Raw genomic sequence first — 20,688 nt, forward strand, 5'->3', positions numbered from 1 at the left:
GTGCCCACGCGTCGCAGCCTCCGCTCCGTCCTCGGGCGGCTGTCGCCCCGGCGGCCGCACCCGCTGGGCGAGGGCCTGTGGCGGGGCGACTTCGACCGGGTCGACCGCGCGAGCGGGCGGGTGCTGCAGGTGCTCGGGGGCCGCAGCGCCCCGGTGGTGGTCGACCGGGTGACCGCGTGCCGCGAGCTGGTGTGGCGCTGCTGCGTGGCGGCGCAGGAGCGCGCACCGGACGCCGACCGGGAGGTGCCGGCCGACGACGCGCTCGCGGCGGCACACCGGGCGCTGTCGCGCACCGCCACGGCGGTCGCCCAGGCCGCGCAGGCGCTCGTGATGACGGCCTCCGACGACATGACGGCCTCGGACGACGCCGCCTCGCTGCGTGCCCTCGACCGGGCCGCCGCCTCGGCCGCGGAGGCGGCGGCGGCGCTCGGCCTGCCGGTGGACGGGGTCAGTCCGCCAGGACGGTCGTGACGAGCCAGCGGCGCATGTCGCCCTCGTATGCACGAGGGTCGACGTTCCACTCCCGCGTGTGGTCGGCGGGCCCGGTGAAGCGCGGGGTGACGAGGTCGGGACGGAGCTCGGCGAGCTCGCGGCTCGGGCCGTTCGGGACGAAGGCGTCGTCGTCGCTGTGGACGAGGTAGACGGGCACCGCGAGCTCGTCGGCGCGGGCGACCCAGTCGAGGTCGTCGAGGTCGAGGCTCCCCCGCAGCTCCGTCAGGACCAGCGCGACGGACGTCCACCAGCGGGGCAGCCCGGCGAGCTCCCCCTGGTGGTGGAAGGTGTCGCGCCAGTCGACGACGGGGGCGTCGAGGACGAGCGCCTCGACGAGGTCGGCGTCGTCGGCCTGGGCGAGGGTCTGCAGCGCGATCGCGCCCCCCATCGACCAGCCGGCGAGCACGACGCTCTCGGCCCCCTGGGCCTCGGCGTAGTCGAGGGCGACGGCGACGTCGCGCCACTCGGTCGCCCCGAGCCCGTAGCGGCCCGACGGGTCCTGGGGCGCGACCGTGTCGTTGCGGTACGCGGTCGTGAGCACCTCGAAGCCGAGCCCGTGCCACAGCGGGAGGTAGCGGTTGGCCTCCTCCCGCTGACCGCCGCGGCCGTGGACGAACACGATCCACGTGCCGGTCGCGCGGGCCTGCTCCGGCGTCGGGTCCGCGGGCGCGGGCACGCGGTACGCGGGCAGCGGGCCGAGATCGCTGTCGAGGACGACCTCCTCGAAGTCGAGCCCGACGACGCCCGGGTCACCGAGGAAGACGTCCTGGTCGAGCGCTCCCGTCGCGCCCGCGTCGGGCAGCGCGCCGGACCGGTCCTCCCACTCGCGCACGACGCGGCCGTCCCCGCGCTCGACGACGTCACCCGTCACGCCCCAGCCGCTGTCGGTACCGGCCTGCCACCGGATCCCGTGCCGGCCGCGCGTGTCGGTGCCGAACGTGTCGGGGAGCACGACTGTCCCGTCGGCCCCGGCGACGACCGGCACGGGCGGCGCCCCCGCCCGGTCCACCGCCAGGGCGAGGCCGGAGAAGTACCAGGCGACGCCGAACACGACGCCCAGCACCGCGAGCACGAGGCCGGACACCAGCCACAGCACGACCCGCTGCCAGCGCGGACGGCGCCTGCCCTCGCGAGCGCCCGCCTCCTCGGGCGGCGTGCCGTCCGGCAGGGCCCGGGAGCCTGGGTCGGCGGTCGCGGTGCTCATGCCACCGCCCGGCCGTCAGGGTCCTCGAGCAGGCGCTCGAGGACCTGCGCGACGCCGTCCTCCGCGCACGGCGGGGCGAGGTGGTCGGCCGCCTCGCGGGCGACCGGGTGACCGTCGGCCATGGCGTAGCCGGCGCCGGCCCACCGCAGCATCGCGACGTCGTTCGGCATGTCCCCGAACGCGACGGTGTCGGCCGCGGCGACACCGAGCTCGGCCGCCACCTCCGCGAGGGCGGCGGCCTTGTCGACGCCGGGCGGACCGAGCTCGACGAGCGGGAGGTGGTCCCCGGAGTGGGTCGCCTCCGCGCGGCCGGCGACGAGGTCGCCGACGGTGGCGAGCATCGCGTCGGCGAGCCCGGGCCGCTCTGGCTCGGCGGTCTTCACCAGCAGCTTGATGACGTCGTCGCCCGCCTCGCGGAGCAGGTCGTCGAGGGAGGCGCGCGGCAGGTCGGCCTCGACGGGGGACGGCCAGCCCGGCTCGACGCCGAACCCGCGGGCGGTCTCGACGGCGAAGGACGCACCGGGGAGCGCCCGACGGACGGCGTCCGTCATGTCGCGGACGTCGACCCCGCGGATCGTGCGGGCCCGGACGACGCCGGCGTCGGGCTCGTCGAGGCGGTGGAGGTCGACGACGAGCGCGCCGTTGGCGAGAACGGCACGGCCCCGCAGGCCGGCGCGCTCGACGATGCCGCCCATCCACCGCGGCGGGCGTCCGGTCGCGAGGACGACGTGGACGCCGGCGTCCCGCGCGGTCGCCAGGGCGGCGACGGTGCGGTCGCTCATCGGGCCGAGTCGCGGCACGAGCGTGCCGTCGACGTCGCTCGCGATGAGGTGCACGTCCCCATTGTGCGCGGACGAACCGCCGTGGCGCCGTCGGGCGTTCGGGCGAGCCGCGTCGGCGAACGGTGGACCCCGACCGGCCGCCGCTCTGCGTCTCACCCGGGGGCGTCCGCCGGGCGACCGGTCACCACTCGTGCCGGTGGGTCTCACGGTGCTCCCGCCAGCGGTCGAGCACCCCCGCCAGCTCCCCCTGGACGAACTCGAAGAACTCCTGCGACTCCCGCAGCCGACGCCCACCGGGGGTGTCCGGGCCGACGGCGCCGATCCCCTCGGCGACAGCGGCAGCCCACCGCCCGAGCGCCTCGGCCTCCGCCGCGAATATCGGGGACCAGAGGTCGGCGTCGTCGAGCACGTAGAGGTCGCTGCGCGTGCCGGGCTCCCGGTCCCGGCGCAGGAGCCGGGCCTGGACGAGCCACCGCACGGCACCGGACACCGCCGCGGCACTGACACCCAGCCGCTCCTGCAGGTCGGCGGCCGTGTACCGGTCGGCGTCGTCCGCGAGCGCGAAGGCGAGGACACGGGCCGCCATCGGCGGCACGCCGGAGTCGCGCAGCGCGAGGGCGAACCGCTCGACGAAGCGGAGGAGCTCGTCCTGCCGGGTGCCGTCGTCGACCGTCACCCGATGTAGGTTACGTTGTTCTGATGTTTCACGAAAGTCTGAAACAGGTGTAGCGTCCTCCGGCATGGCGGACATCGTGACCCTCCACGACGTCGTGAAGACGTTCGGCAGGACCCGTGCCCTCGACGGCTGCGACCTCGTCGTCAGCCCCGGGGAGGTCCACGGCTTCCTCGGCCCCAACGGAGCCGGCAAGTCGACGGCCATCCGCGTCGTCCTGGGCCTGCTGAGAGCGGACTCGGGCGACGCCCGGCTCTTCGGGCAGGACCCCTGGCGCGACGCGGTCGCGCTCCACCGCCGCCTCGCCTACGTGCCGGGCGACGTCACGCTGTGGCCCGGCCTGACGGGCGGGGAGACGATCGACCTGCTCGCACGGCTGCGGGGCGACGTCGACCCGGCGCGGCGGGAGGACCTCCTCGAGCGCTTCGAGCTCGACCCGTCGAAGAAGGCCCGCACCTACAGCAAGGGCAACCGGCAGAAGGTCGGCCTCGTCGCCGCGCTCGCCTCGCGCGCGGAGCTGCTCGTCCTCGACGAGCCGACCTCGGGCCTCGACCCGCTGATGGAAGCCGTCTTCACCGACTGCGTCCGCGAGGCGCGCGACGAGGGCCGCACCGTCCTGCTGAGCAGCCACATCCTCGCCGAGGTCGAGGCGCTCGCCGACCGCGTCAGCATCATCCGCTCCGGCCGGGTCGTGGAGACGGGCACGCTCGACGACCTCCGTCACCTCACCCGGACCTCGGTGAGCGCACACGTCTCCCGGGCCCCCGACGGGCTGACCGGCCTCGCCGGCCTCCACGACCTACGCGTGACCGACGAGGGCGCGGCCGGACACCGGGTCGAGGGCGAGGTCGACACCGACCGGCTCGACGCGCTCCTGCGCGAGCTCACCGGCCTCGGGGTCAAGGGCCTCACGAGCCGCCCGCCGACGCTGGAGGAGCTGTTCCTGCGGCACTACGGGGAGCGCACGTCCGACGAGGACGTCGACGCCGACGCCGGGGCGACGCCGTGACCGCGACCCTCGCACGCCCCGCGCGGGGGCACCGCGCGGAGCACCGGGCCGAGCGCGGCAGCCCGGCGCGCGCGACCGGGGCGTGGACGCTCACCCGCTTCGCCCTCCGTCGGGACCGGGTGCGCCTGCCGCTGTGGATCGCCGCGGCCGCAGGCCTCGTGGGGATCCAGTCGGTGTCGAGCCAGGGTGTCTACGACAGCCCCGGCGCGCTCGAGGCCTACGCGCGGGCCGCCGAGGCGAGCGCCGCGGTCGTCGCGATGACAGGTCGACCGGTGGGCCTCGACACCGTCGCGCGGGCCGTGTCCTTCGAGATCTTCGCGACCGTCGCCGTCGTCGTCTGCCTGATGGCCGTCTTCACGGTCGTCCGGCACACGCGGACCGACGAGGAGGCCGGCCGTGCCGAGCTCGTGCTGTCCGCCCAGGTCGGGCGGCGCGCTCCCCTCCTCGCCGCCCTGGCGGTCGCGACGGCCGCGTGCGCGGCCGTCGCCGTCGCCGTCGGGCTGGTCGGCGTGGTGACGGGTCTGCCGGCGGAGGGCTCGTGGCTCCTGGGCGCCTCGCTCGGCGGCACGGGGCTCGTGCTCGCGGGTGTGGCTGCTGTCGCGGCGCAGGTGAGCGAGCACGGTCGCGCGGCGAGCGCGATCGGCGGCGTCGCCATCGGCGTCGCGTTCCTCCTGCGTGCCGTCGGCGACGTGCAGCAGAACGTCCTGTCGTGGCTGTCACCCATGGGGTGGGGGCAGGCGGCGTACCCCTTCCACCTCGACCGGTGGTGGCCGCTGCTGCTGCAGGTGGGCACCGCCGTCGCCCTCGCGGTCGTCGCGGTCGCCCTCCTCGACCGCCGGGACGTCGACGCCGGGCTCATCCGGCCGCGTCCGGGTCGCCGCTCGGCCGGGCCCCTGCTGCGCGGACCACTCGGCCTCGCGTGGCGGCTGCAGCGCGCCTCGTTCCTCGGCTGGGGCGCCGGCATCGTCGTCACGGCCGTGACGTACGGCTCGCTCGTGGAGGCGACCCTCGACCTCGTCGACGCCGCACCGGAGATCGTCGAGTTCCTGCCGGGCGGGGCCGACGACCTCGTCGACGGCTACCTCGTCGTGTCGATCGGGTTCATGTCGCTGCTCGTCACCGCCTACGCCGTCATCGCGGCGCTGCGTGCGCGCAGCGAGGAGCAGGCGGGCCGGGCGGAGCCCGTGCTCGCGACGCCGGTGCACCGGTGGGCCTTCTCGGGCGCCCACGCGCTCGTCGCCCTCGTCGGGTCCGCCGTCCTCATGGTGGGCGGCGGGGTCGTCCTCGGTCTCACGGCCGTGGCGACCGGCTCGGACGAGCGGGTGCTCGGCGACGTCGTCCTCGCCTCGGTCGTGACCGTGCCCGCGGTGTGGGTCGTCGTCGGGGTCGCGGTGCTCCTCCAGGGGGTCTCCGCCCGGGCCGGCTCGCTCGCGTGGCTCGCGCTCGCGTGGGCCGCGGTCGTGCTGCTCCTCGCGGACTCCCTCGACCTGCCCGGCTGGGCGCGTGGTGTGTCCCCCTTCCACCACCTGCCCCAGGTGCCGCTGGAGGAGGCGTCGTGGGGCGCGCCGCTCGTGCTCACGGCGCTGGGGCTCGCGCTGGTGGCCGCCGGCCTCGCGGCGTTCCGGCGACGGGACCTCGCGACGGAGTGACGGTCCGCCCCGGAGGTCGTCACGAGCGTGGGGTCGCGACGGCGGGCTGCCCCTCCATGCCGCGACCGAGCACCTGCGACAGGGGGCGGACGACGGTGGGGACGCCGTCGCCGGACAGCACGAGCCGCCCGCTCGGCCACCGCTCGGTCCACTCGAACACGGCGACGTTCCGCTCGACGGGCACGACGTCGGCGTCGGTGGCGTCCCGACCGACGGCTGCCTCGTCGTAGCCGTCGGGCACGACGACCGCGAGCAGGAGGTGACCGTGGGCGTCCTCGCCGGCGACGTCGACACCGGCGGTGAGGACGTCCGCCGGGCGGTGCCCGCAGCTGTAGCCCGACCCGGCCCCGTCCCAGGTGGCGAGGCAGAACGACCCGTCCGCCGCAGGGACGAGCAGGACGTCGATCTCGTCGCCGTCGTGGGCGACGACGTACGCGCCGGGCGTGGCGGGCTCGAGGCTGTCGACGAACACCTGCAGCGAGAAGCCGGGCTCGGCGACCTGGGTGTCCGCGAGCGCCGAGAGCCGGACGGGGACGTCCGCGAGGTCGGCCGGCCGGGTGGCGGGGCCCGACCAGGGGGCGTCGCCCGGGGCACCGCCACGCGCCAGGCCTACGGCGGTGACGATCCCGACGACAGCGAGCCCCACGACGACCGCCTGACGACGGTCCCGCCGGCGGTGCCGCGCCCGCTGCACGACGCGGTCGACGTCCAGCGGCCGTCGCGGCTCCGGGGTCCCACGGTCGAGCAGGTCGTGGAGGTCGGCGCTCATCGTGCGGCTCCTTCCAGGTGGAGGTCGGCGAGACCGGGGTGGCGGCGGAGGGCAGCCGCCGCCTTCGCGCTCTGGCTCTTGACGGTGCCGACGGAGCAGCCGAGGGCGGCGGCGGTGTCGGCCTCCGAGAGGTCGTCGAACCACCGGAGCACGACGGTGGCGCGCTGACGCGGAGGCAGTGCCCGCACGGCGGCGACGACGACGTGGGCGAGGTCGTGGTCCACGGCGACCGCGGCCGCGGGCTCGGGGAGGACGTCGTGCGGCACCTCGCCGGTCCAGCGGCGTCGGCGCCAGTCGACCGCCGCGTTCACCATGACGCGACGCACGTACGCGTCGGGCGACCCGCGTCGTGTCACGCGCTCCCAGCGCGGCCACAGCCGCTCGAGCGCCACCTGGACGAGGTCCTCCGCGCGGCCCCAGTCACCGGTGAGCAGCCACGCCGTGCGCAGCAGCGCGCGCTGGCGCTCCTGCACGTAGCGGTGGAACCCGTCGTCGTCCATCCGACACCTCCCTGCCCCCTACACGTGTCGGCCGCCCCGCGAGGTTGCCCGAGGTCGTCGACGTCGCGTCAGCCGGTCGCGCGCAGCGCCCGGTCGAGGTCCTCCCGCAGGTCCTCGACGTCCTCCAGCCCGACGGACAGGCGCACGACGCCGTCGGTGATGCCCATCGCCGCGCGGGCCTCGGGTGCGAGGCGACGGTGCGTCGTGGTGGCGGGGTGGGTGACGAGGGACTTCGCGTCGCCGAGGTTGTTCGAGATGTCCCACAGCCGGAGCGCGTCGAGGAAGGCGAAGGCCGCGGCCTTGGCGCTGTCGGCCGACGCCTCGAGCTCGACGGTGACGACGGTCCCGCCGCCGCTCATCTGCGCGCGGGCGAGCTCGTGCTGCGGGTGGCTCGGCAACCACGGGTGGCGGACGGCCCGCACGGCACCGTGCGTCTCGAGCCACCGGGCGAGGTCGAGCGCGGCCGCGGCCTGGTGGTCGACGCGCAGGCGCAGCGTCTCGAGGCCCTTGAGGAGCACCCACGCGGTGAACGGGCTCATGGACGGGCCGGTGTGGCGCATGAACGGCTGCACGTGCTCGTCGATGTAGGTGCGGGTCCCGAGGATCGCGCCGCCGAGCACCCGGCCCTGCCCGTCGACGTGCTTCGTCGCGGAGTACACGACGACGTCGGCACCGAGCTCGAGCGGCCGCTGCAGCAACGGCGTGGCGAAGACGTTGTCGACGACGACCCGGGCGCCGGCGGCGTGGGCGAGGTCGCAGACGGCGCGGACGTCGACGAGGTCCTGCATCGGGTTCGACGGGGACTCGAAGAACACGGCGGCGGCGGGCTCCGCCAGCGCCCGCTCCCACTGGTCGAGGTCGTGCCCGTCGACGAACTGGGTGCGGACGCCCATGCGCGGCAGCAGCTCGTCGAGGATGACGAAGCAGCTGCCGAAGAGCGCCCGCGAGGCGACGACCCGGTCGCCGGCCCGCACGAGCGCGAGCAGGGACGTGAAGACCGCCGCCATGCCGGAGGCGGTCGCGTAGCAGCCCTCCGCGCCCTCGAGCAGCCGGAGCCGCTCCTCGAAGGTCGCGACCGTGGGGTTGCCGTAGCGGGAGTACACGTAGCGGTCGACGTCCCCGGCGAAGGCGGCCTCGGCCTCGGCGGCGCTGCCGTACACGTAGCCCTGCGTCAGGAACAGCGCCTCCGACGTCTCGTCGAACGCCGTGCGGGCGAGACCGCCGCGCACGGCGAGGGTGTCGGGGCGCAGGCGTCGCTCGTCCACCCTCCCGATCCAATCACCTGCCGGGCGACGGGGCCTGCGACGATCACCCCATGGCGGACGGGACCTCGCAGCGCAGCGTCGGCATCGAGCGGCTCGAGGAGGGGGTGTACCTCGCGCGCAACGCGCGCGGAGACGAGCTCCGCTTCGGCAGCAAGGCGGCGGACGGCTTCACCCCGGTCGAGCTGCTGCTCGCCGCGATCGCCGGGTGCACGGCCGTCGACGTCGACGTCGTCACCGGTCGTCGCAGCGCGCCGGAGGCGTTCGAGGCGACGTGCGAGGCGACGTACGTCCGCGACGCGGACGGCAACCGGCTCGAGGACATCCGCCTCACGCTCGACGTCCGCTTCCCCGAGGGCGCCGACGGCGACGCGGCCCGCGAGGTGCTGCCCCGGGTGCTCCGGACGTCGCACGACCGCACGTGCACGGTGTCCCGGACGGTCGAGGCGGGGACACCCGTCCAGGTGCGCCTCGCCGAGGACTCCTAGTCCGGCCGGCGCACCAGCAGCACGGCGTCGGTGACGGCGACGGGCTCGCCGTCGGGACCGGCCTGCTCACGGCGGCGCCGGTCGGTGCGGACGTCCCAGCCGGCGACGTCCGGACGGGCGGTCACGGCGTCCGCCAGCTCCTCCACGGGCACGAACCGCTCGACCATGTCGGGTCGCCGGAGCCCGGTCTCCATGTCGGTGACGTCGTGGAGGACGACGAGCAGCGTCCCGCCGGGGGCGACGGCGCCGCACGCGGCGGCGGCGAGCCGCCGCATGGCCTCGCGCGGCAGGTGGAGGAAGTGGCTCGTCACGAGGTCGCACCGGTCGGCCACGGGGTCGGGTTCCCACGTCTCGAGATCGGCCTGCTGCCACGTCACCCGCCGCGCGACGTCGGCGCCGAGCCGTTCCGCGTCGGTCGCGCCCTGTGCGAGCCCCTCGCGCGACCAGTCGACCCCGGTGACGGTCCACCCGTGCTGCGCGAGCCACAGGACGTCGCCGCCCGTGCCGCAGCCGAGGTCGAGCGCCCGACCGGTCGGCAGCGCGGTGGCCTCGGCGACCAGGACGGCGTTCGCGCGCCCGCTCCACGGCGTGTCCCGGGTGCGGTAGCGGTCCTCCCAGTAGCCCTGGTCGAACACGACGTCGTCGTGGCCGTGGCCGGGCCCGTGCCCGTGGCCGCTCACGCCGCGCGCCCGATCAGCACCCGGTCGAGGAACGCCGCGAGCCCGTCGTCGTGCACGGTGCCGATCTGCTCGTCCGCGGCGGCGACGACGTCGTCGTCGAGCGCGTTGCCCATGGCGGCGGAGTGCGCGGCCCAGCGGAGCATCTCGATGTCGTTGCGGCCGTCCCCGACCGCGAACGTCAGCTCCGGCGGCACGTCGAGGCGGCGGCGCACCGTCTCCAGCGCCGTCGCCTTCGACACGCCCTCGGGGGCGATGTCGAGCCACGCGGACCAGCCCACGGCGTACGTCACGCTGTTGAGTCCGATGCGGTGGACGATCCGCTCGAAGTCCTCCGGCGTGTGGTCGAGGCTGCGGACGATGACGCGCAGGGCCCGCGTCCGCGACAGCTCCGCGAACGACGCGACCCGGTACGGACCGGACAGCTCGCCGGGCGGGAACTCCTCGGTGAGGACCTTCGTGAGGTCCTCCGTCTCGATGCCGTACAGCGCCGCCGGCAGGTACTCGCGGACGGCGGCGAGTGCGGGGGCCGGGTCGAACGAGACCGCCTCCGCGACGGTGAAGCCCTTCTCGCTGTCGGGGTCGAGGTCGAGCGTCACCGCGCCGTTCGACACCACCGCGTGCCCGCGCAGGAGCCCGAGCCGGTCGAGCACCTCGAGCGTGCCGTCGGTGCTGCGACCGGTGGCGATGACGACGTGCGCGACCTCCGCAGCCGCCTGCACGGCGGCCCGGACCCGGTCCGACAGGCGGTCGTCGTGGTCGACGACCGTGCCGTCGACGTCGAGGGCGACGAGCGCCCGGGGGCCCGACGACCCGGCCGGCGCGGTCACACCGGCACCAGCACGTCGGTGCCGAGCCGCGCCGCCAGCGCCTCCGGCACGAGGACGGAGCCGTCGGCCTGCTGGTTGTTCTCCAGCAGCGCGACGAGCCAGCGGGTCGTCGCGAGGGTGCCGTTGAGCGTCGCGACCGGCCGGGTGCCGTCCTCGCCGCGGACCCGGACGCCGAGCCGGCGCGCCTGGAAGGTCGTGCAGTTCGACGTGCTCGTGAGCTCGAGCCACCGCTCCTGCGACGGCAGCCACGCCTCGCAGTCGAGCTTGCGCGCCGCCGACGAGCCGAGGTCGCCCGCGGCGACGTCGATGACCCGGTACGGCAGCCCGAGCGCCTGGAGCATGCCCTCCTCGAGGGCGAGCATCCGCTCGTGCTCGGCCTCGGCGTCGGCCTCGTCGCAGAAGGTGAACATCTCGACCTTGTGGAACTGGTGGACGCGGATGATGCCGCGGGTGTCCTTGCCGTGGCTGCCGGCCTCCCGGCGGTAGCACGCCGACCAGCCCGCGTAGCGCAGGGGCCCGTCGGACAGGTCGAGGATCTCGTCGGCGTGGTAGCCGGCGAGCGCGACCTCGCTCGTGCCGACGAGGTAGAGGTCGTCGGCCTCGAGCCGGTACACCTCGTCGGCGTGGGCACCGAGGAAGCCGGTGCCGGCCATGACGTCCGGGCGCACGAGCGTCGGGGTCACCATCGGCACGAGCCCCGCCTGCACGGCGGTGTCCATCGCGAGGCCGAGCAGCGCGAGCTCGAGCCGGGCGCCGACGCCCGTGAGGAAGTAGAACCGGCTGCCCGACACCTTCGCCCCGCGGCGCATGTCGATGGCCTTCAGTCCCTCCGCCACGGCGAGGTGGTCCGGCACGCGGCCCTCGGCGTCGACGACGCCCTCCCCGACGAGGTCGCGGGGCTCCCCGACGTGCGAGAGAACGGCGTAGTCGTCCTCCCCGCCCGAGGGCACGGGCGGCAGGACGAGGTTGTCGATCGCGCGCATCGCGGCGTCGAGCGCCTGCTCGGCGGCGTCCGCCGCCGCCTGCGCGGCCTTCACCTGCTCCGACAGCGCCTTCGCCTGCTGGACGAGCGCGGGCTTGTCCTCCTTCGGGGCCGCCTGCACGGTGCGCCCGAACGCCTTCTGCTCCGCGCGCAGCCGCTCGAAGGCCGCGACGGACTCGCGGCGCGCGCGGTCGGCGGCCAGTGCGGCGTCGACGGTCGCCGGGTCGGCACCGCGGCGCACCTGGCTGTCGCGGACGCGGTCGGGGTCCTCGCGCAGGACCTTGGGGTCGATCACACGGGCGAGGGTACGCAGGGGCGCGGCGTCCGCCCGGCGCGGCACTAGTCTCGCGCCGTGGAGCAGCCGACCTCGGGTCCCCGCGACGACGGGCCGGACGACACGCCGGTGGACCGGGGCGCCCGTCCCGGCGCGGCAGACGCGGGGAAGGGCGACCGCTGGATCGCGGTGGTCGCGCACCCGGTGAAGTCGAACATGACGGAGCTGCGCCGCGAGGTCGCGGAGGTGACGCGCCGCAACGGCTGGCGCGAGGCCCGCTGGTGGGAGACGACGGCGGAGGAGACCGGCGCGAAGCAGGCCCGGGAGGCGTTCGAGGCGGGGGCCTCGGTCGTCGCGGTGTCCGGCGGCGACGGCACCGTCCGGGCCGTCGCGCGGGCGCTCGTCGGCACGTCGACGCCGCTCGCGATCCTGCCCGCCGGCACCGGCAACCTCCTCGCCCGCGCGCTCGGCGTCAGCCACACGAGCCGCGAGGAGGCCGTGCGGATGATCGACGAGGGACGCCACCGCAACGTCGACGTCATGGAGGCGACCCTCACCCGCCCCGACGGCAGCCGGGCGAGCGAGCTGTCGCTCGTCGGTCTCGGCATCGGCCTCAACGCCGACATCATGGCCGGGGTCGACGAGGACATGAAGAAGCGGGCCGGGTGGCTGGCGTACGTGGTGTCGGGCGCGCGCGCCCTGCGACGCAACGCCATCCGGGTCCGGTACGCCGAGGACCTCGACGACGTGTCGGTGTCGCTGCAGCGCGCCGGGGTGCAGCGCGCGCAGGTCCGGTCGCTGCTCGTCGTGACGTGCGGTGTGCTCGTCGGCGGGCTGCGGCTGCTCGAGGAGTCGCAGCCGGACGACGGGGTGATGGAGACCGTCATCGCGGCGCCCCGCAGCCACCTCGGCCTCGTGTGGCAGCTCGGTCGGCTCGTGAGCCGCCGTGACGCGCGCGGCCCCGACGTCGAGGTGCTCCGCTCGACGCGCAACGTCGTCGTCGAGTGCCCGCGCGGCACCGAGGCGCAGGTCGACGGTGACGTCGTCGGCGAGGTCACGCGCATCGAGGTGACCCTGCGCCCCGGGTCGCTCGTCGCGCTCGCCCCCTGAGGCCGGGACGGGGCCTCAGGCCACGTCCCAGTAGCGGAACGCGCCGAGCGCGTGGTCGCGGCGGAAGTGGGCGAAGTCCTCGCACACCCGCTCCGCCGCCTCCTCGGCGAAGGCGACCACGTCGTCGACGAACAGATGCGGCTGCAGCGCCGAGAGGATGAGGTGCTCCGCGCTGCCGCCGAGGATGCCGGTCTCCTCGTCGGAGCGGGCGTGGGGCTGGGCGAGCGCCTGCCCGCAGACCTCCGCGTAGCGCCGGAGGTCCTTGCCGGACAGCTCCTCGGTGTCGGCCTCGTACTTGTAGGGGCTGCGCTCGCGGACGAGGAAGCTCGTCCCGTCGATGTCGGCGAAGCCGTAGAGGGCGTCGCCGTTGACGAGGTGGACCTGCTGGGCGGTGACGATGCGCCGGCCCTGCTCCTCCCCGTCCGCCTCGTGCTTCTCCGTCAGCTCGTTGGGCGGCACGAGCCCGTACAGCGCGGAGCGCCGGGCCTGCTTGAGCTCGAGGACCACGCAGCGCTCCGGACCCTCGCCCCAGCCCTGCAGGAGCACCCAGTACCGGTCGAGACCGAGGCTGCCGGTGCCGCTGCCCTTCTTGCGGGCGACGTCGCGGACGCGGAAGAAGTCGTCCGGGCGGGGCACGGTCCCGAGGTCGTTGTCGGCGACGTAGCGGTCGATCACCGCCTGGAACTCCTCGACGTGCGAGGTGTGGGGAACTCGCTTCCTGCTCGGGGTGAACTGCGAGACCTCGAGGTCGACGTACGTGCGGAGGAACTCGGTCCGCTCCCGCACCGCCGTCTCGATCATGTCGCGGACGACGGGCGGGCTGTTGTCGAGGCGGAACTGGAACGTGCTCGAGCGGTCGTCCTCGGCGAAGGCGCGCAGCCCGCCGAGGTAGCCCTCGACGAACGCCCGGACGACCTTGCGGGCCTTGCCGGCGCCGAGACCGTTCCGCCGCGCGACGAGCCAGAAGCCCGTCGCGCCGCGCTTGACGTCGTAGCTGAACGGCGCCGCCCACGCCTCGTCGAAGTCGTTGACCCCGAAGAAGGGGGCGCCGTCGGAGTTCGGCATGACGCCGAAGTTCTCGGGGTGCACGTCGCCGACGGTGAGGACGACCGGCAGGTGGCCGTCGGTACCGCCGTGGTCGCGGTAGTAGAGGAGCGCGGTGCCGCGGAAGAACGTGAACGGGTCGTCGGCGAGGGTGTCGAACTTGCGCTGCGCGCCCTGGGGGCGGTTGTTGATCCGGGCGCGGTGGTCCTCCAGCAGGGTGCGCCGCACGTGCTCCCGCCGCGCCTGGCCGTGGAGCAGGGCCGGCGACACGAGGACGTCGCCCGCCGCGCGGGACTCCGCCCACTTCCGGTAGTCCTCGCTGCGGTCGCGGCCGTCGAGCTCGACGAAGGAGCGCTGGGAGCGCGGCTCCGCCTCCGCCGTGGTGGTGGGACGGGACGTCCCGCGGGTGGTGGAGCGGGTCGTCCCGCGGGTGGTGGAGCGGGTGGTGGAGCGGGGCTGTCGGGACGCGGCCATCCGTCGACGCTCCCAGCCGGAGCCGCGCGCCGCGACCCCGGCGGGTGCATGGCCCGTGCCGGGGGCGGGTACCGCGGTGGGTGGAGGAGGTGGCACCGTGCCCAAGACGACGAAGAGCGGGACGCCGAAGCAGGACGAGCTGCCGAGCACCCTGCAGCGGAGCGACGACAAGGCCCAGCGCACGTTCGCCAAGACGCACGACTCGGCCATGGACAGCTACGACGACGAGGAGCGCGCCAACCGCGCGGCGTGGTCCGCGGTCAAGCACACGCACGAGAAGACGGGCGACCACTGGGAGCCCAAGGAGGGCGGCCGGAAGGGCCCCTCCGACGCGCAGGCCGAGGGCGGCGTCGACACCGACCGGGGGACGAAGGGCGGCGTCGACGCGAACGCGAGCAAGGAGCACCTGTACGAGCAGGCGAAGGAGATGGACGTCCACGGCCGCTCCGACATGACGAAGGACGAGCTCGTCGACGCCCTGCAGAAGGCGAACGACAGGGCGACCCGCGAGGCGCGCGACAGCTGACGGGCCCCGTCAGCGGGACGGCAGACCCGTCCCGGTGAGGTCCTCCAGCGCCGCGAGCAGGTCGTCCTGCAGCGCGGGATCCGTCGCGGCGGCGGGCACGTCCTCCGCCTGCCGGCGGTGCACGAAGCGCCCCGACCGGGTCGCCCCCTCGTCGCCGCTCGTCGCGAGCCACACCGGTGTGTCGGCGCCCTCGACGAGCTCGCCCGTGGCGGCGGCCCCGCCCATGCGGGTGCGGATCCAGCCGGGGTCGACGGCGTTGGAGACGACGTCGGGCCACCGGCGCGCGACGGCGAGGGCGAGGACGAGGTCCGCGAGCTTGGTGTCGGCGTAGACCTGCATGCCGTCGAAGCGGCCGGACCGGGCCCTCGCCTCGTGCTGGAGGTCGTCGAGGTCGAGCCGGCCGCGGCGCATGGTGCCGCTCGACAGGTAGACCAGCCGCGCGGGCGGCGGGACCAGGCACGTGAGCAGGTACGGCGCCACGACGTTGACCTGGAAGGTCCGCTCGAGGCCGTCGTCGGTGACGACCCGCTCCTCCGGCGCGCCGAGCCCGGCGTTGTGGACCACGACGTCGAGCGGCCCGGCCTCGGCGGCGTCGAGGGCGAGGCGGCGGGTCGCGGCCGTCGAGGCGAGGTCGCCGACGACGACGTCGGGCGCCCCCGCTGGCCCCGACGCGTCGGCGAGCGCGGCGCGGGCCTGCGCCGCGCGGGAGTCGTCACGCGCGTGGACCACGACGTGGTGCCCGCCGGTGAGGAGCTGCCGGGCCGTCTCCAGCCCGATGCCCTGGGTGGAGCCGGTGACGAGGATGCGCGCCATGGCGCGACCCTAGGAGCGGGGCCGTCGCCCCGGCATCCCGGCGCGGCCCCGGTGCTCAGACGACGAGACGGCTCGGACGGCTGCTCGGGGCCTCGGCGGCGAGCGCGGCGAGGCGTCGGACCGTGTCGTCGACCCGCTCCACGGGCACGACGAACGGCAGGCGCAGGTACCGCTCGAGGGCCCCGTCGACCCCGAACCGCGGGCCCGCCGCCAGCCGGAGCCCGTGGGCGGCGGCGCGTTCGGCCATCGACGTGCTCGAGCGGTCGGCGAGGGCGACCCACACGGACAGCCCGCCCTGGGGCGCGCGCCAGCGCCACTGCGGCAGGTGCCGGCGCAGGGCCGTCTCCAGGGCGTCCCGGCGCGCCGCGACGAGCGCGCGGCGCCCGGCGAGGTGCCGGGGCCGGTCGGGGTCGGCGAGCACGTGCGCGAGGGCGAGCTGCTCGACGACGGGGGTGCCGAGGTCCCACGACAGCCGCGCCTCGACGAGCCGGTCGACGAGGTCCCGCGGGGCCCGCACCCAGCCGAGGCGCAGCCCCGCCCACGCCGACTTCGACAGCCCGCCGACGGTGACGACGGAGTCGGAGAACGCGGCGAGCGGCCGGGGCGCCGGCCCCTCGCTGCGGAGGTCGACGAGGGTCTCGTCGCTCACGAGCACGGTGCCCGCGGCGTCGGCGGCCGCGACGAGCGCACGGCGGGTGGCGTCGTCCATGACGCCGCCGGTCGGGTTCTGGCAGTCGGGGATGACGTAGCCGAGCCGCGGCGCCGCCTGCCGCAGCGTCGCCCGCCACGCGTCGACGTCCCACAGCGGCTCGTCGCAGCCACCGAGGGGGACGGGCACGAGCCGTGCGCCGGCGCGCCGCGCCGCCTCGAGCGCGTTGGGGTACGTCGGCTGCTCGACGACCACCCGGTCGCCCGGGGTCGTGAGGACCCGCAGGAGCAGCGCCCACGCCGACACCGCCCCGGACGTCACGACGACCTGGTCCGGTGTCGTCGGCAGGCCGCGACGGGTGAGGTCGTCGGCGACCGCCCGCCGGGTCACCGCCAGCCCACCCGCCTCGTAGCCGCTGCCGGGCAGGTGCCGGGGCAGCGCGAGGAGGGCCGCCTCGTACGCGGCGCGCACCGCGACCCCGTCGGCCGGCAGCGTCGCGGCGGCGAGGTCGACGACGTCGTGGAGCGAGTCGTCGGGGGGCGGCGGCGAGATCGCACCACCGGTGGGGCGCACGCCGCCCGGCACCGCGGTCCACGACCCGGACCCCTGCCGGGAGCGCAGGAAGCCCTCCTCGCGGAGCGCGTCGAAGGCGGCGGTGACGGTCGTGCGGCTCACCCCGAGCTGGGTGGCGAGCTGGCGTTCGCTCGGGACCCGCACCTCGAGCGGGAGCCGCCCGTCGAGGACGAGGCTGCGGAGCCGGGCGGCGAGCGCCGAGTACGTGGGACCCGCGCCCTGCCAGCCGTCGCCGAGCAACCGGCCCAGGGCCAGGGCACCGATCCGCGTCTGCACCACGCCAGTGTGCGCCGAGTGGCCCTGGATGGGAAGGCCAATCGCGCGCAGACTCTCCTCGTGCTCCTGCCGCGACCCCGTGTCCGCCGCCTCGTCCAGCTCCATCTCGGCCTGCTCCTCTACGGCGCCACCATGGCGCTGCTCGTGCGCTCCGGGCTCGGCCTCGACCCGTGGGACGTGTTCCACGAGGGCGTCGCCGACCGGACGGGCCTCACGTTCGGCACCGTCGTCATCCTCACCGGGGCGGTCGTCCTGCTCGCGTGGTGGCCGCTGCGGCAGCGACCGGGCATCGGCACGGTCGCGAACGTCGTCGTCATCGGGCTCGCGGCCGACGCCACCCTGTGGCTGCTGCCCGACCCGGGTCACCTCACGTGGCAGATCGTCTACCTCGTCGGCGGGATCGTCGGGAACGGCCTCGCGGGCGGCCTCTACATCGGTGCGGGTCTGGGACCGGGGCCGAGGGACGGGCTCATGACGGGCCTCGTCCGCGTGACGGGCCGGTCGGTGCGGCTCGTCCGGACCTCGCTCGAGGTGACGGTGCTCCTCGTCGGCTGGGCGGTCGGCGGGACGGTCGGGGTCGGGACCGTCGCCTACGCGCTGCTCATCGGGCCGTCGGTCCAGCTGTCGCTGCGCTGGTTCACGATCCCCTCGAGCCACGCCTCGGCGTCGTCGAAGCCCGCGGAGCCCGTCCACGACAGCACGCGGGTGGGGCGCCCGTCGGCCTTGGGGTAGGACCCGAGGAAGCGCGTGTGCGGGCTGAGGCGGCGCAGTCCCTTGAGCGCCTCGGCGACCCGGGGCTCGCGCACGTGGCCGTCGAGGTCGATGGAGAAGCAGTACTCGCCGAACCCGGCGCCGGTCGGCCGCGACTCGATGCGCGTGAGGTCGACGCCCCGGGCGGCGAACTGCTCGAGGAGCTCCAGCAGCGCCCCGGAGTGGTTCTCGCGCAGGTACGCGACGAGGCTCGTGCGGTCGGCGCCCGTGGGCTCCGGCAGCCGGCCGGGACGGGCGACGACGACGAACCGGGTCGTCGCCGGCCGGTCGCCGATGTCGCTCGCCAGCGCCTCGAGGCCGTACCGGGTGACGGCGGACGGTGCGCAGACCGCCGCGTCGTAGCCGGCCGCGGCCTCGGACCCGGCGAGACCGGCCGCGGCCGCCGCCGTCGACATCGCCGGCTCGACGGCGACGTGGGGCAGGTGGTCGGTGAGCCACGCCCGGCACTGCGCCTCCGCGTGCGGGTGGCTCGCGACGCGCCTCACGTCCGCGAGGGTCGTGCCGGGTCGGGCCGCGAGGACGAACGTCACGGGGACGAGCTGCTCCCCCACGACGACGAGCGGGGGGTCGCTCGCGCTCAGGGCGTCGAGGGTGGCGTTGACCCCGCCCTCGAGGGAGTTCTCGATCGGCACGACGGCGGCGTCGGCCTCACCCGCCCGGACCGCGTCGAAGCAGCGCCCGACCGTGGCGACGGGCACCTTGTCCACGTCGTCGCCGAGCGAGGCGACGGCGGCGTCGAGCGCGGCCTCGGTGAACGTGCCGGCCGGGCCGAGGTACGCGATCCGCTGCCGTCCCACCCGGCGGAGGCTAGGCCATGGTCGGGCGCGCGCACCGGCACGTCCTACCCTCCGTCACGTGCTGCACCACGCGCCTGACACCCCCGGAGCCCTGCAGGGCGAGGCCCGCGCGGTCGACCTCGGGCACAGCCGGATCGACGTCGACCGGCGCGCCCGCACGGGCGACCCGGAGGTCGTCTTCGGGTCGGGGAAGACCCCGGAGCAGGTCGTCGAGATCCTCCGCACCCTCCACGCCGCCCACCCGGACACCGCCGTGCTCGCGACGCGGCTGTCGCCCGAGGCGCTCGACCACGTCGCCGCCGAGCTCGCCGACGCCGACGTCGACCGGGTCGCCCGCACCGCGGTCCTCGGGGCGCTCCCGGCCCCGCGCGGGCTCGTGCGGGTCGTCGCGGCCGGCACCTCCGACGGACCGGTCGCGGCCGAGGCGGCCGTGACGATCCGGGTGCACGGGGCGGGCGTCGAGCGGGTCGACGACGTGGGCGTCGCCGGCATCCACCGGCTCATGGCCGTCGCGGACCGGCTCGCCGACGCGGACTGCCTCGTCGTCGTCGCCGGCATGGAGGGCGCCCTGCCGTCGGTCGTCGCGGGGCTCGTCGGGGTCCCGCTCGTCGGCGTGCCGACCTCGGTCGGCTACGGCACCGGGGCGGGCGGGCTCGCGGCGGTGCTGTCGATGCTCAACTCGTGCGCACCGGGCGTCGTCGTCGTCAACGTCGACAACGGGTACGGCGCCGGCGTCCACGCCGCCCGGGTGGCACGCGCCGCGGCGCCCCGCGAGGCTGGGCCGGTGGTGACCGGCCGGGGCGAGGCGTCGCCGTGACGACGCTGTGGGTCGACGCCGGACGGGGCGCGGCGGGCGACATGCTGCTCGCGGCGCTGTGGGACGCCGGCGCCGACGCAACCGCCGTCCGGGCCGCGGTCCGCGCGGTCGTGCCCGCGGACGTCGTGTTCCGGCACGAGGTCCGCGACGGCTTCCGGGTCGCCCGCGCCGAGGTGGTGCCCGACGCCGAGGACACCCGGTCGGGCCCGGACCGGCGCTGGGCCGACATCAAGCGCGCCCTCGCCACGGCTCCGCTGCACGGGCGCGTGCGGGACCAGGCGACGGCGGTGTTCGCCGCGCTCGCCGCCGCCGAGGCCGAGATCCACGGCAGCGACGTCGACCGGGTCCACTTCCACGAGGTCGGCGGGCACGACTCGATCGCCGACGTCGTCGGCGTGTGCGCGGCACTGCACGCGCTCGGGGTGTCCCGCGTGGTGGTCACGCCCGTGGGGGTGGGCGGGGCCAGCGGCTCGGAGGACGCCGCCGGCACCCTCGGCCACGGCCGGGTGCCCGCGCCGGTGCCCGCGGTGCTCCACCTCGCGACGGCCACGGGCGCACCGGTCCTCGCCGGGCCGGGCGCGGGCGAGACGTGCACGCCGACCGGCATGGCACTGCTCGCGACGCTCGCCGACGGCTGGGGGCCGCTGCCACCGCTGCGTCCGGCCGCGCTCGGCGCGGGGGCGGGGTCGCGGGAGACCCCCGGCCGGTTCGGGGCGCTGCGGGTGGTGCTCGGCGCGCCGGTCGGGCCGCTCGGCGACACCGGCGCGGACGTCGCGCTCGTCACGAGCACGAACGTCGACGACCTCGACCCGCGGCTGTGGCCGCGGGTGCTCGCGTGCCTGCTCGAGGCGGGCGCGTCCGACGCGTGGCTCGCACCCATCCTCATGAAGAAGGGCCGCCCCGCCCACACCCTCCACGTGCTGAGCGACCCGGAGCGCGCGAGCGCCGTCCGCGACGTCGTCGTGCGGGAGACGAGCGCCATCGGCATGCGGGTGCAGGCGGTCGCGAAGCACGCGCTGCCGCGCGACGAGGTGAGCGTCGCGCTCCACGGGGAGCACGGCGTCGACCACGTGCGCGTCAAGCGCGCCTGGCTCGACGGGCGCGTCGTCAACGTGCAGCCGGAGTGGGAGGACGTCGCCGTCGCCGCCGCCCGGACCGGCACCCCCGCGAAGGTCGTCCTTGCGCGCGCGAGCGCCCTCGCCCAGGAGCACGGTGGGAGCTGACGCACCCTGCCCGCTGTGGCCCGA

The 20,688-nt window shown here is 76.0% G+C and carries 21 protein-coding genes and 1 pseudogene; 9 read left to right on the forward strand and 13 right to left on the reverse strand.

Annotation, left to right across the window (positions count from 1 at the left end; translation table 11 throughout):
* Positions 1-471 (forward strand): hypothetical protein, encoded by a 471-nt coding sequence (locus WAB14_RS13370; protein WP_340270483.1) that lies wholly within the window; start codon positions 1-3, stop codon positions 469-471.
* On the opposite strand, the gene WAB14_RS13375 is transcribed toward WAB14_RS13370, so the two are convergent.
* From WAB14_RS13375 to WAB14_RS13385, 3 genes are all read right to left on the reverse strand, one after another.
* Positions 449-1,696, reverse strand: a complete 1,248-nt coding sequence (locus tag WAB14_RS13375) for an alpha/beta hydrolase family protein (RefSeq protein ID WP_340270485.1) — start codon at positions 1,694-1,696, stop codon at positions 449-451. The two genes, WAB14_RS13370 and WAB14_RS13375, sit on opposite strands and share 23 nt — an antisense overlap.
* Entirely contained in the window at positions 1,693-2,532 is an 840-nt protein-coding gene (locus tag WAB14_RS13380; RefSeq protein ID WP_340270487.1) for an HAD family hydrolase, read from the reverse strand. Before WAB14_RS13380 ends, WAB14_RS13375 begins: the two co-directional genes overlap by 4 nt.
* Before the next feature lie 127 nt (positions 2,533-2,659).
* Positions 2,660-3,154 (reverse strand): GbsR/MarR family transcriptional regulator, encoded by a 495-nt coding sequence (locus WAB14_RS13385; RefSeq protein ID WP_340270489.1) that lies wholly within the window; start codon positions 3,152-3,154, stop codon positions 2,660-2,662.
* Positions 3,155-3,218: 64 nt separating this feature from the next.
* Here WAB14_RS13385 and WAB14_RS13390 point away from each other — a divergent pair, with 64 nt between their 5' ends.
* Positions 3,219-4,160, forward strand: a complete 942-nt coding sequence (locus tag WAB14_RS13390; RefSeq protein ID WP_340270491.1) for an ABC transporter ATP-binding protein — start codon at positions 3,219-3,221, stop codon at positions 4,158-4,160.
* Positions 4,157-5,809 carry an ABC transporter permease gene (locus WAB14_RS13395; protein WP_340270493.1) on the forward strand — a complete coding sequence of 551 codons (1,653 nt, stop codon included), beginning with the start codon at positions 4,157-4,159 and terminating at the stop codon, positions 5,807-5,809. Before WAB14_RS13390 ends, WAB14_RS13395 begins: the two co-directional genes overlap by 4 nt.
* A gap of 19 nt (positions 5,810-5,828) precedes the next feature.
* Here the strand turns inward: WAB14_RS13395 and WAB14_RS13400 are convergent, their stop codons facing one another.
* The 3 genes from WAB14_RS13400 to WAB14_RS13410 form a co-directional block, all read right to left on the reverse strand.
* Complete coding sequence (locus WAB14_RS13400; protein WP_340270495.1) at positions 5,829-6,578, reverse strand: hypothetical protein; 750 nt, start codon at positions 6,576-6,578, stop codon at positions 5,829-5,831.
* On the reverse strand, positions 6,575-7,078 hold the full coding sequence (locus WAB14_RS13405; protein WP_340270496.1) for a SigE family RNA polymerase sigma factor: 504 nt from the start codon (positions 7,076-7,078) through the stop codon (positions 6,575-6,577). Before WAB14_RS13405 ends, WAB14_RS13400 begins: the two co-directional genes overlap by 4 nt.
* 68 nt (positions 7,079-7,146) lie before the next feature.
* Positions 7,147-8,343 carry an O-succinylhomoserine sulfhydrylase gene (locus tag WAB14_RS13410; protein ID WP_340270497.1) on the reverse strand — a complete coding sequence of 399 codons (1,197 nt, stop codon included), beginning with the start codon at positions 8,341-8,343 and terminating at the stop codon, positions 7,147-7,149.
* Between the two features lie 50 nt (positions 8,344-8,393).
* Between WAB14_RS13410 and WAB14_RS13415 the strand changes: the two genes are divergently transcribed.
* The gene (locus WAB14_RS13415; RefSeq protein WP_340270499.1) at positions 8,394-8,828 is read left to right on the forward strand and encodes an OsmC family protein; all 435 of its coding nucleotides are present in this window, start codon (positions 8,394-8,396) and stop codon (positions 8,826-8,828) included.
* Here the strand turns inward: WAB14_RS13415 and WAB14_RS13420 are convergent.
* Genes WAB14_RS13420 through serS form a run of 3 tightly spaced genes read right to left on the reverse strand, consistent with a single transcriptional unit; the run spans position 8,825 to position 11,612 of the window.
* The gene (locus WAB14_RS13420; protein WP_340270500.1) at positions 8,825-9,508 is read right to left on the reverse strand and encodes a class I SAM-dependent methyltransferase; all 684 of its coding nucleotides are present in this window, start codon (positions 9,506-9,508) and stop codon (positions 8,825-8,827) included. The genes WAB14_RS13415 and WAB14_RS13420 overlap by 4 nt on opposite strands.
* On the reverse strand, positions 9,505-10,335 hold the full coding sequence (locus WAB14_RS13425; protein ID WP_340270501.1) for an HAD family hydrolase: 831 nt from the start codon (positions 10,333-10,335) through the stop codon (positions 9,505-9,507). The genes WAB14_RS13420 and WAB14_RS13425 overlap by 4 nt, the downstream gene beginning before the upstream one ends.
* The gene (gene serS / locus WAB14_RS13430; RefSeq protein ID WP_340270502.1) at positions 10,332-11,612 is read right to left on the reverse strand and encodes a serine--tRNA ligase; all 1,281 of its coding nucleotides are present in this window, start codon (positions 11,610-11,612) and stop codon (positions 10,332-10,334) included. Before serS ends, WAB14_RS13425 begins: the two co-directional genes overlap by 4 nt.
* A gap of 57 nt (positions 11,613-11,669) precedes the next feature.
* Between serS and WAB14_RS13435 the strand changes: the two genes are divergently transcribed.
* Positions 11,670-12,701, forward strand: a complete 1,032-nt coding sequence (locus WAB14_RS13435; RefSeq protein WP_340270504.1) for a diacylglycerol/lipid kinase family protein — start codon at positions 11,670-11,672, stop codon at positions 12,699-12,701.
* Between the two features lie 15 nt (positions 12,702-12,716).
* Here WAB14_RS13435 and WAB14_RS13440 read toward each other — a convergent pair whose 3' ends face one another.
* Positions 12,717-14,219 (reverse strand): DUF2252 domain-containing protein, encoded by a 1,503-nt coding sequence (locus WAB14_RS13440; protein ID WP_340270506.1) that lies wholly within the window; start codon positions 14,217-14,219, stop codon positions 12,717-12,719.
* Positions 14,220-14,316: 97 nt separating this feature from the next.
* On the opposite strand from WAB14_RS13440, the gene WAB14_RS13445 reads away from it, so the two are divergent.
* Positions 14,317-14,745, forward strand: a complete 429-nt coding sequence (locus tag WAB14_RS13445; protein WP_340270508.1) for a ChaB family protein — start codon at positions 14,317-14,319, stop codon at positions 14,743-14,745.
* A 9-nt stretch (positions 14,746-14,754) separates the two neighbouring features.
* On the opposite strand, the gene WAB14_RS13450 is transcribed toward WAB14_RS13445, so the two are convergent.
* Entirely contained in the window at positions 14,755-15,558 is an 804-nt protein-coding gene (locus WAB14_RS13450; protein ID WP_340270509.1) for an SDR family NAD(P)-dependent oxidoreductase, read from the reverse strand.
* A 55-nt stretch (positions 15,559-15,613) separates the two neighbouring features.
* A complete protein-coding gene (gene yczR, locus WAB14_RS13455; protein ID WP_340270511.1) occupies positions 15,614-17,056 on the reverse strand; it encodes a MocR-like transcription factor YczR in 1,443 nt (480 codons plus the stop codon).
* Positions 17,057-17,116: 60 nt separating this feature from the next.
* Between yczR and yczE the strand changes: the two genes are divergently transcribed.
* Positions 17,117-17,788 (forward strand): membrane protein YczE, encoded by a 672-nt coding sequence (yczE, locus tag WAB14_RS13460; RefSeq protein WP_377002546.1) that lies wholly within the window; start codon positions 17,117-17,119, stop codon positions 17,786-17,788.
* Between the two features lie 44 nt (positions 17,789-17,832).
* Here the strand turns inward: yczE and pheA are convergent.
* Positions 17,833-18,624: pseudogene (gene pheA / locus WAB14_RS13465) on the reverse strand (prephenate dehydratase); the annotation flags it as partial.
* A 58-nt stretch (positions 18,625-18,682) separates the two neighbouring features.
* On the opposite strand from pheA, the gene larB reads away from it, so the two are divergent.
* A complete protein-coding gene (gene larB, locus WAB14_RS13470) occupies positions 18,683-19,441 on the forward strand; it encodes a nickel pincer cofactor biosynthesis protein LarB (protein WP_340270512.1) in 759 nt (252 codons plus the stop codon).
* On the forward strand, positions 19,438-20,664 hold the full coding sequence (larC, locus tag WAB14_RS13475; protein WP_340270514.1) for a nickel pincer cofactor biosynthesis protein LarC: 1,227 nt from the start codon (positions 19,438-19,440) through the stop codon (positions 20,662-20,664). The genes larB and larC overlap by 4 nt, the downstream gene beginning before the upstream one ends.
* Positions 20,665-20,688 lie beyond the last annotated feature (24 nt).

The organism is Aquipuribacter nitratireducens (assembly GCF_037860835.1).
Lineage (GTDB): Bacteria > Actinomycetota > Actinomycetes > Actinomycetales > JBBAYJ01 > Aquipuribacter > Aquipuribacter nitratireducens.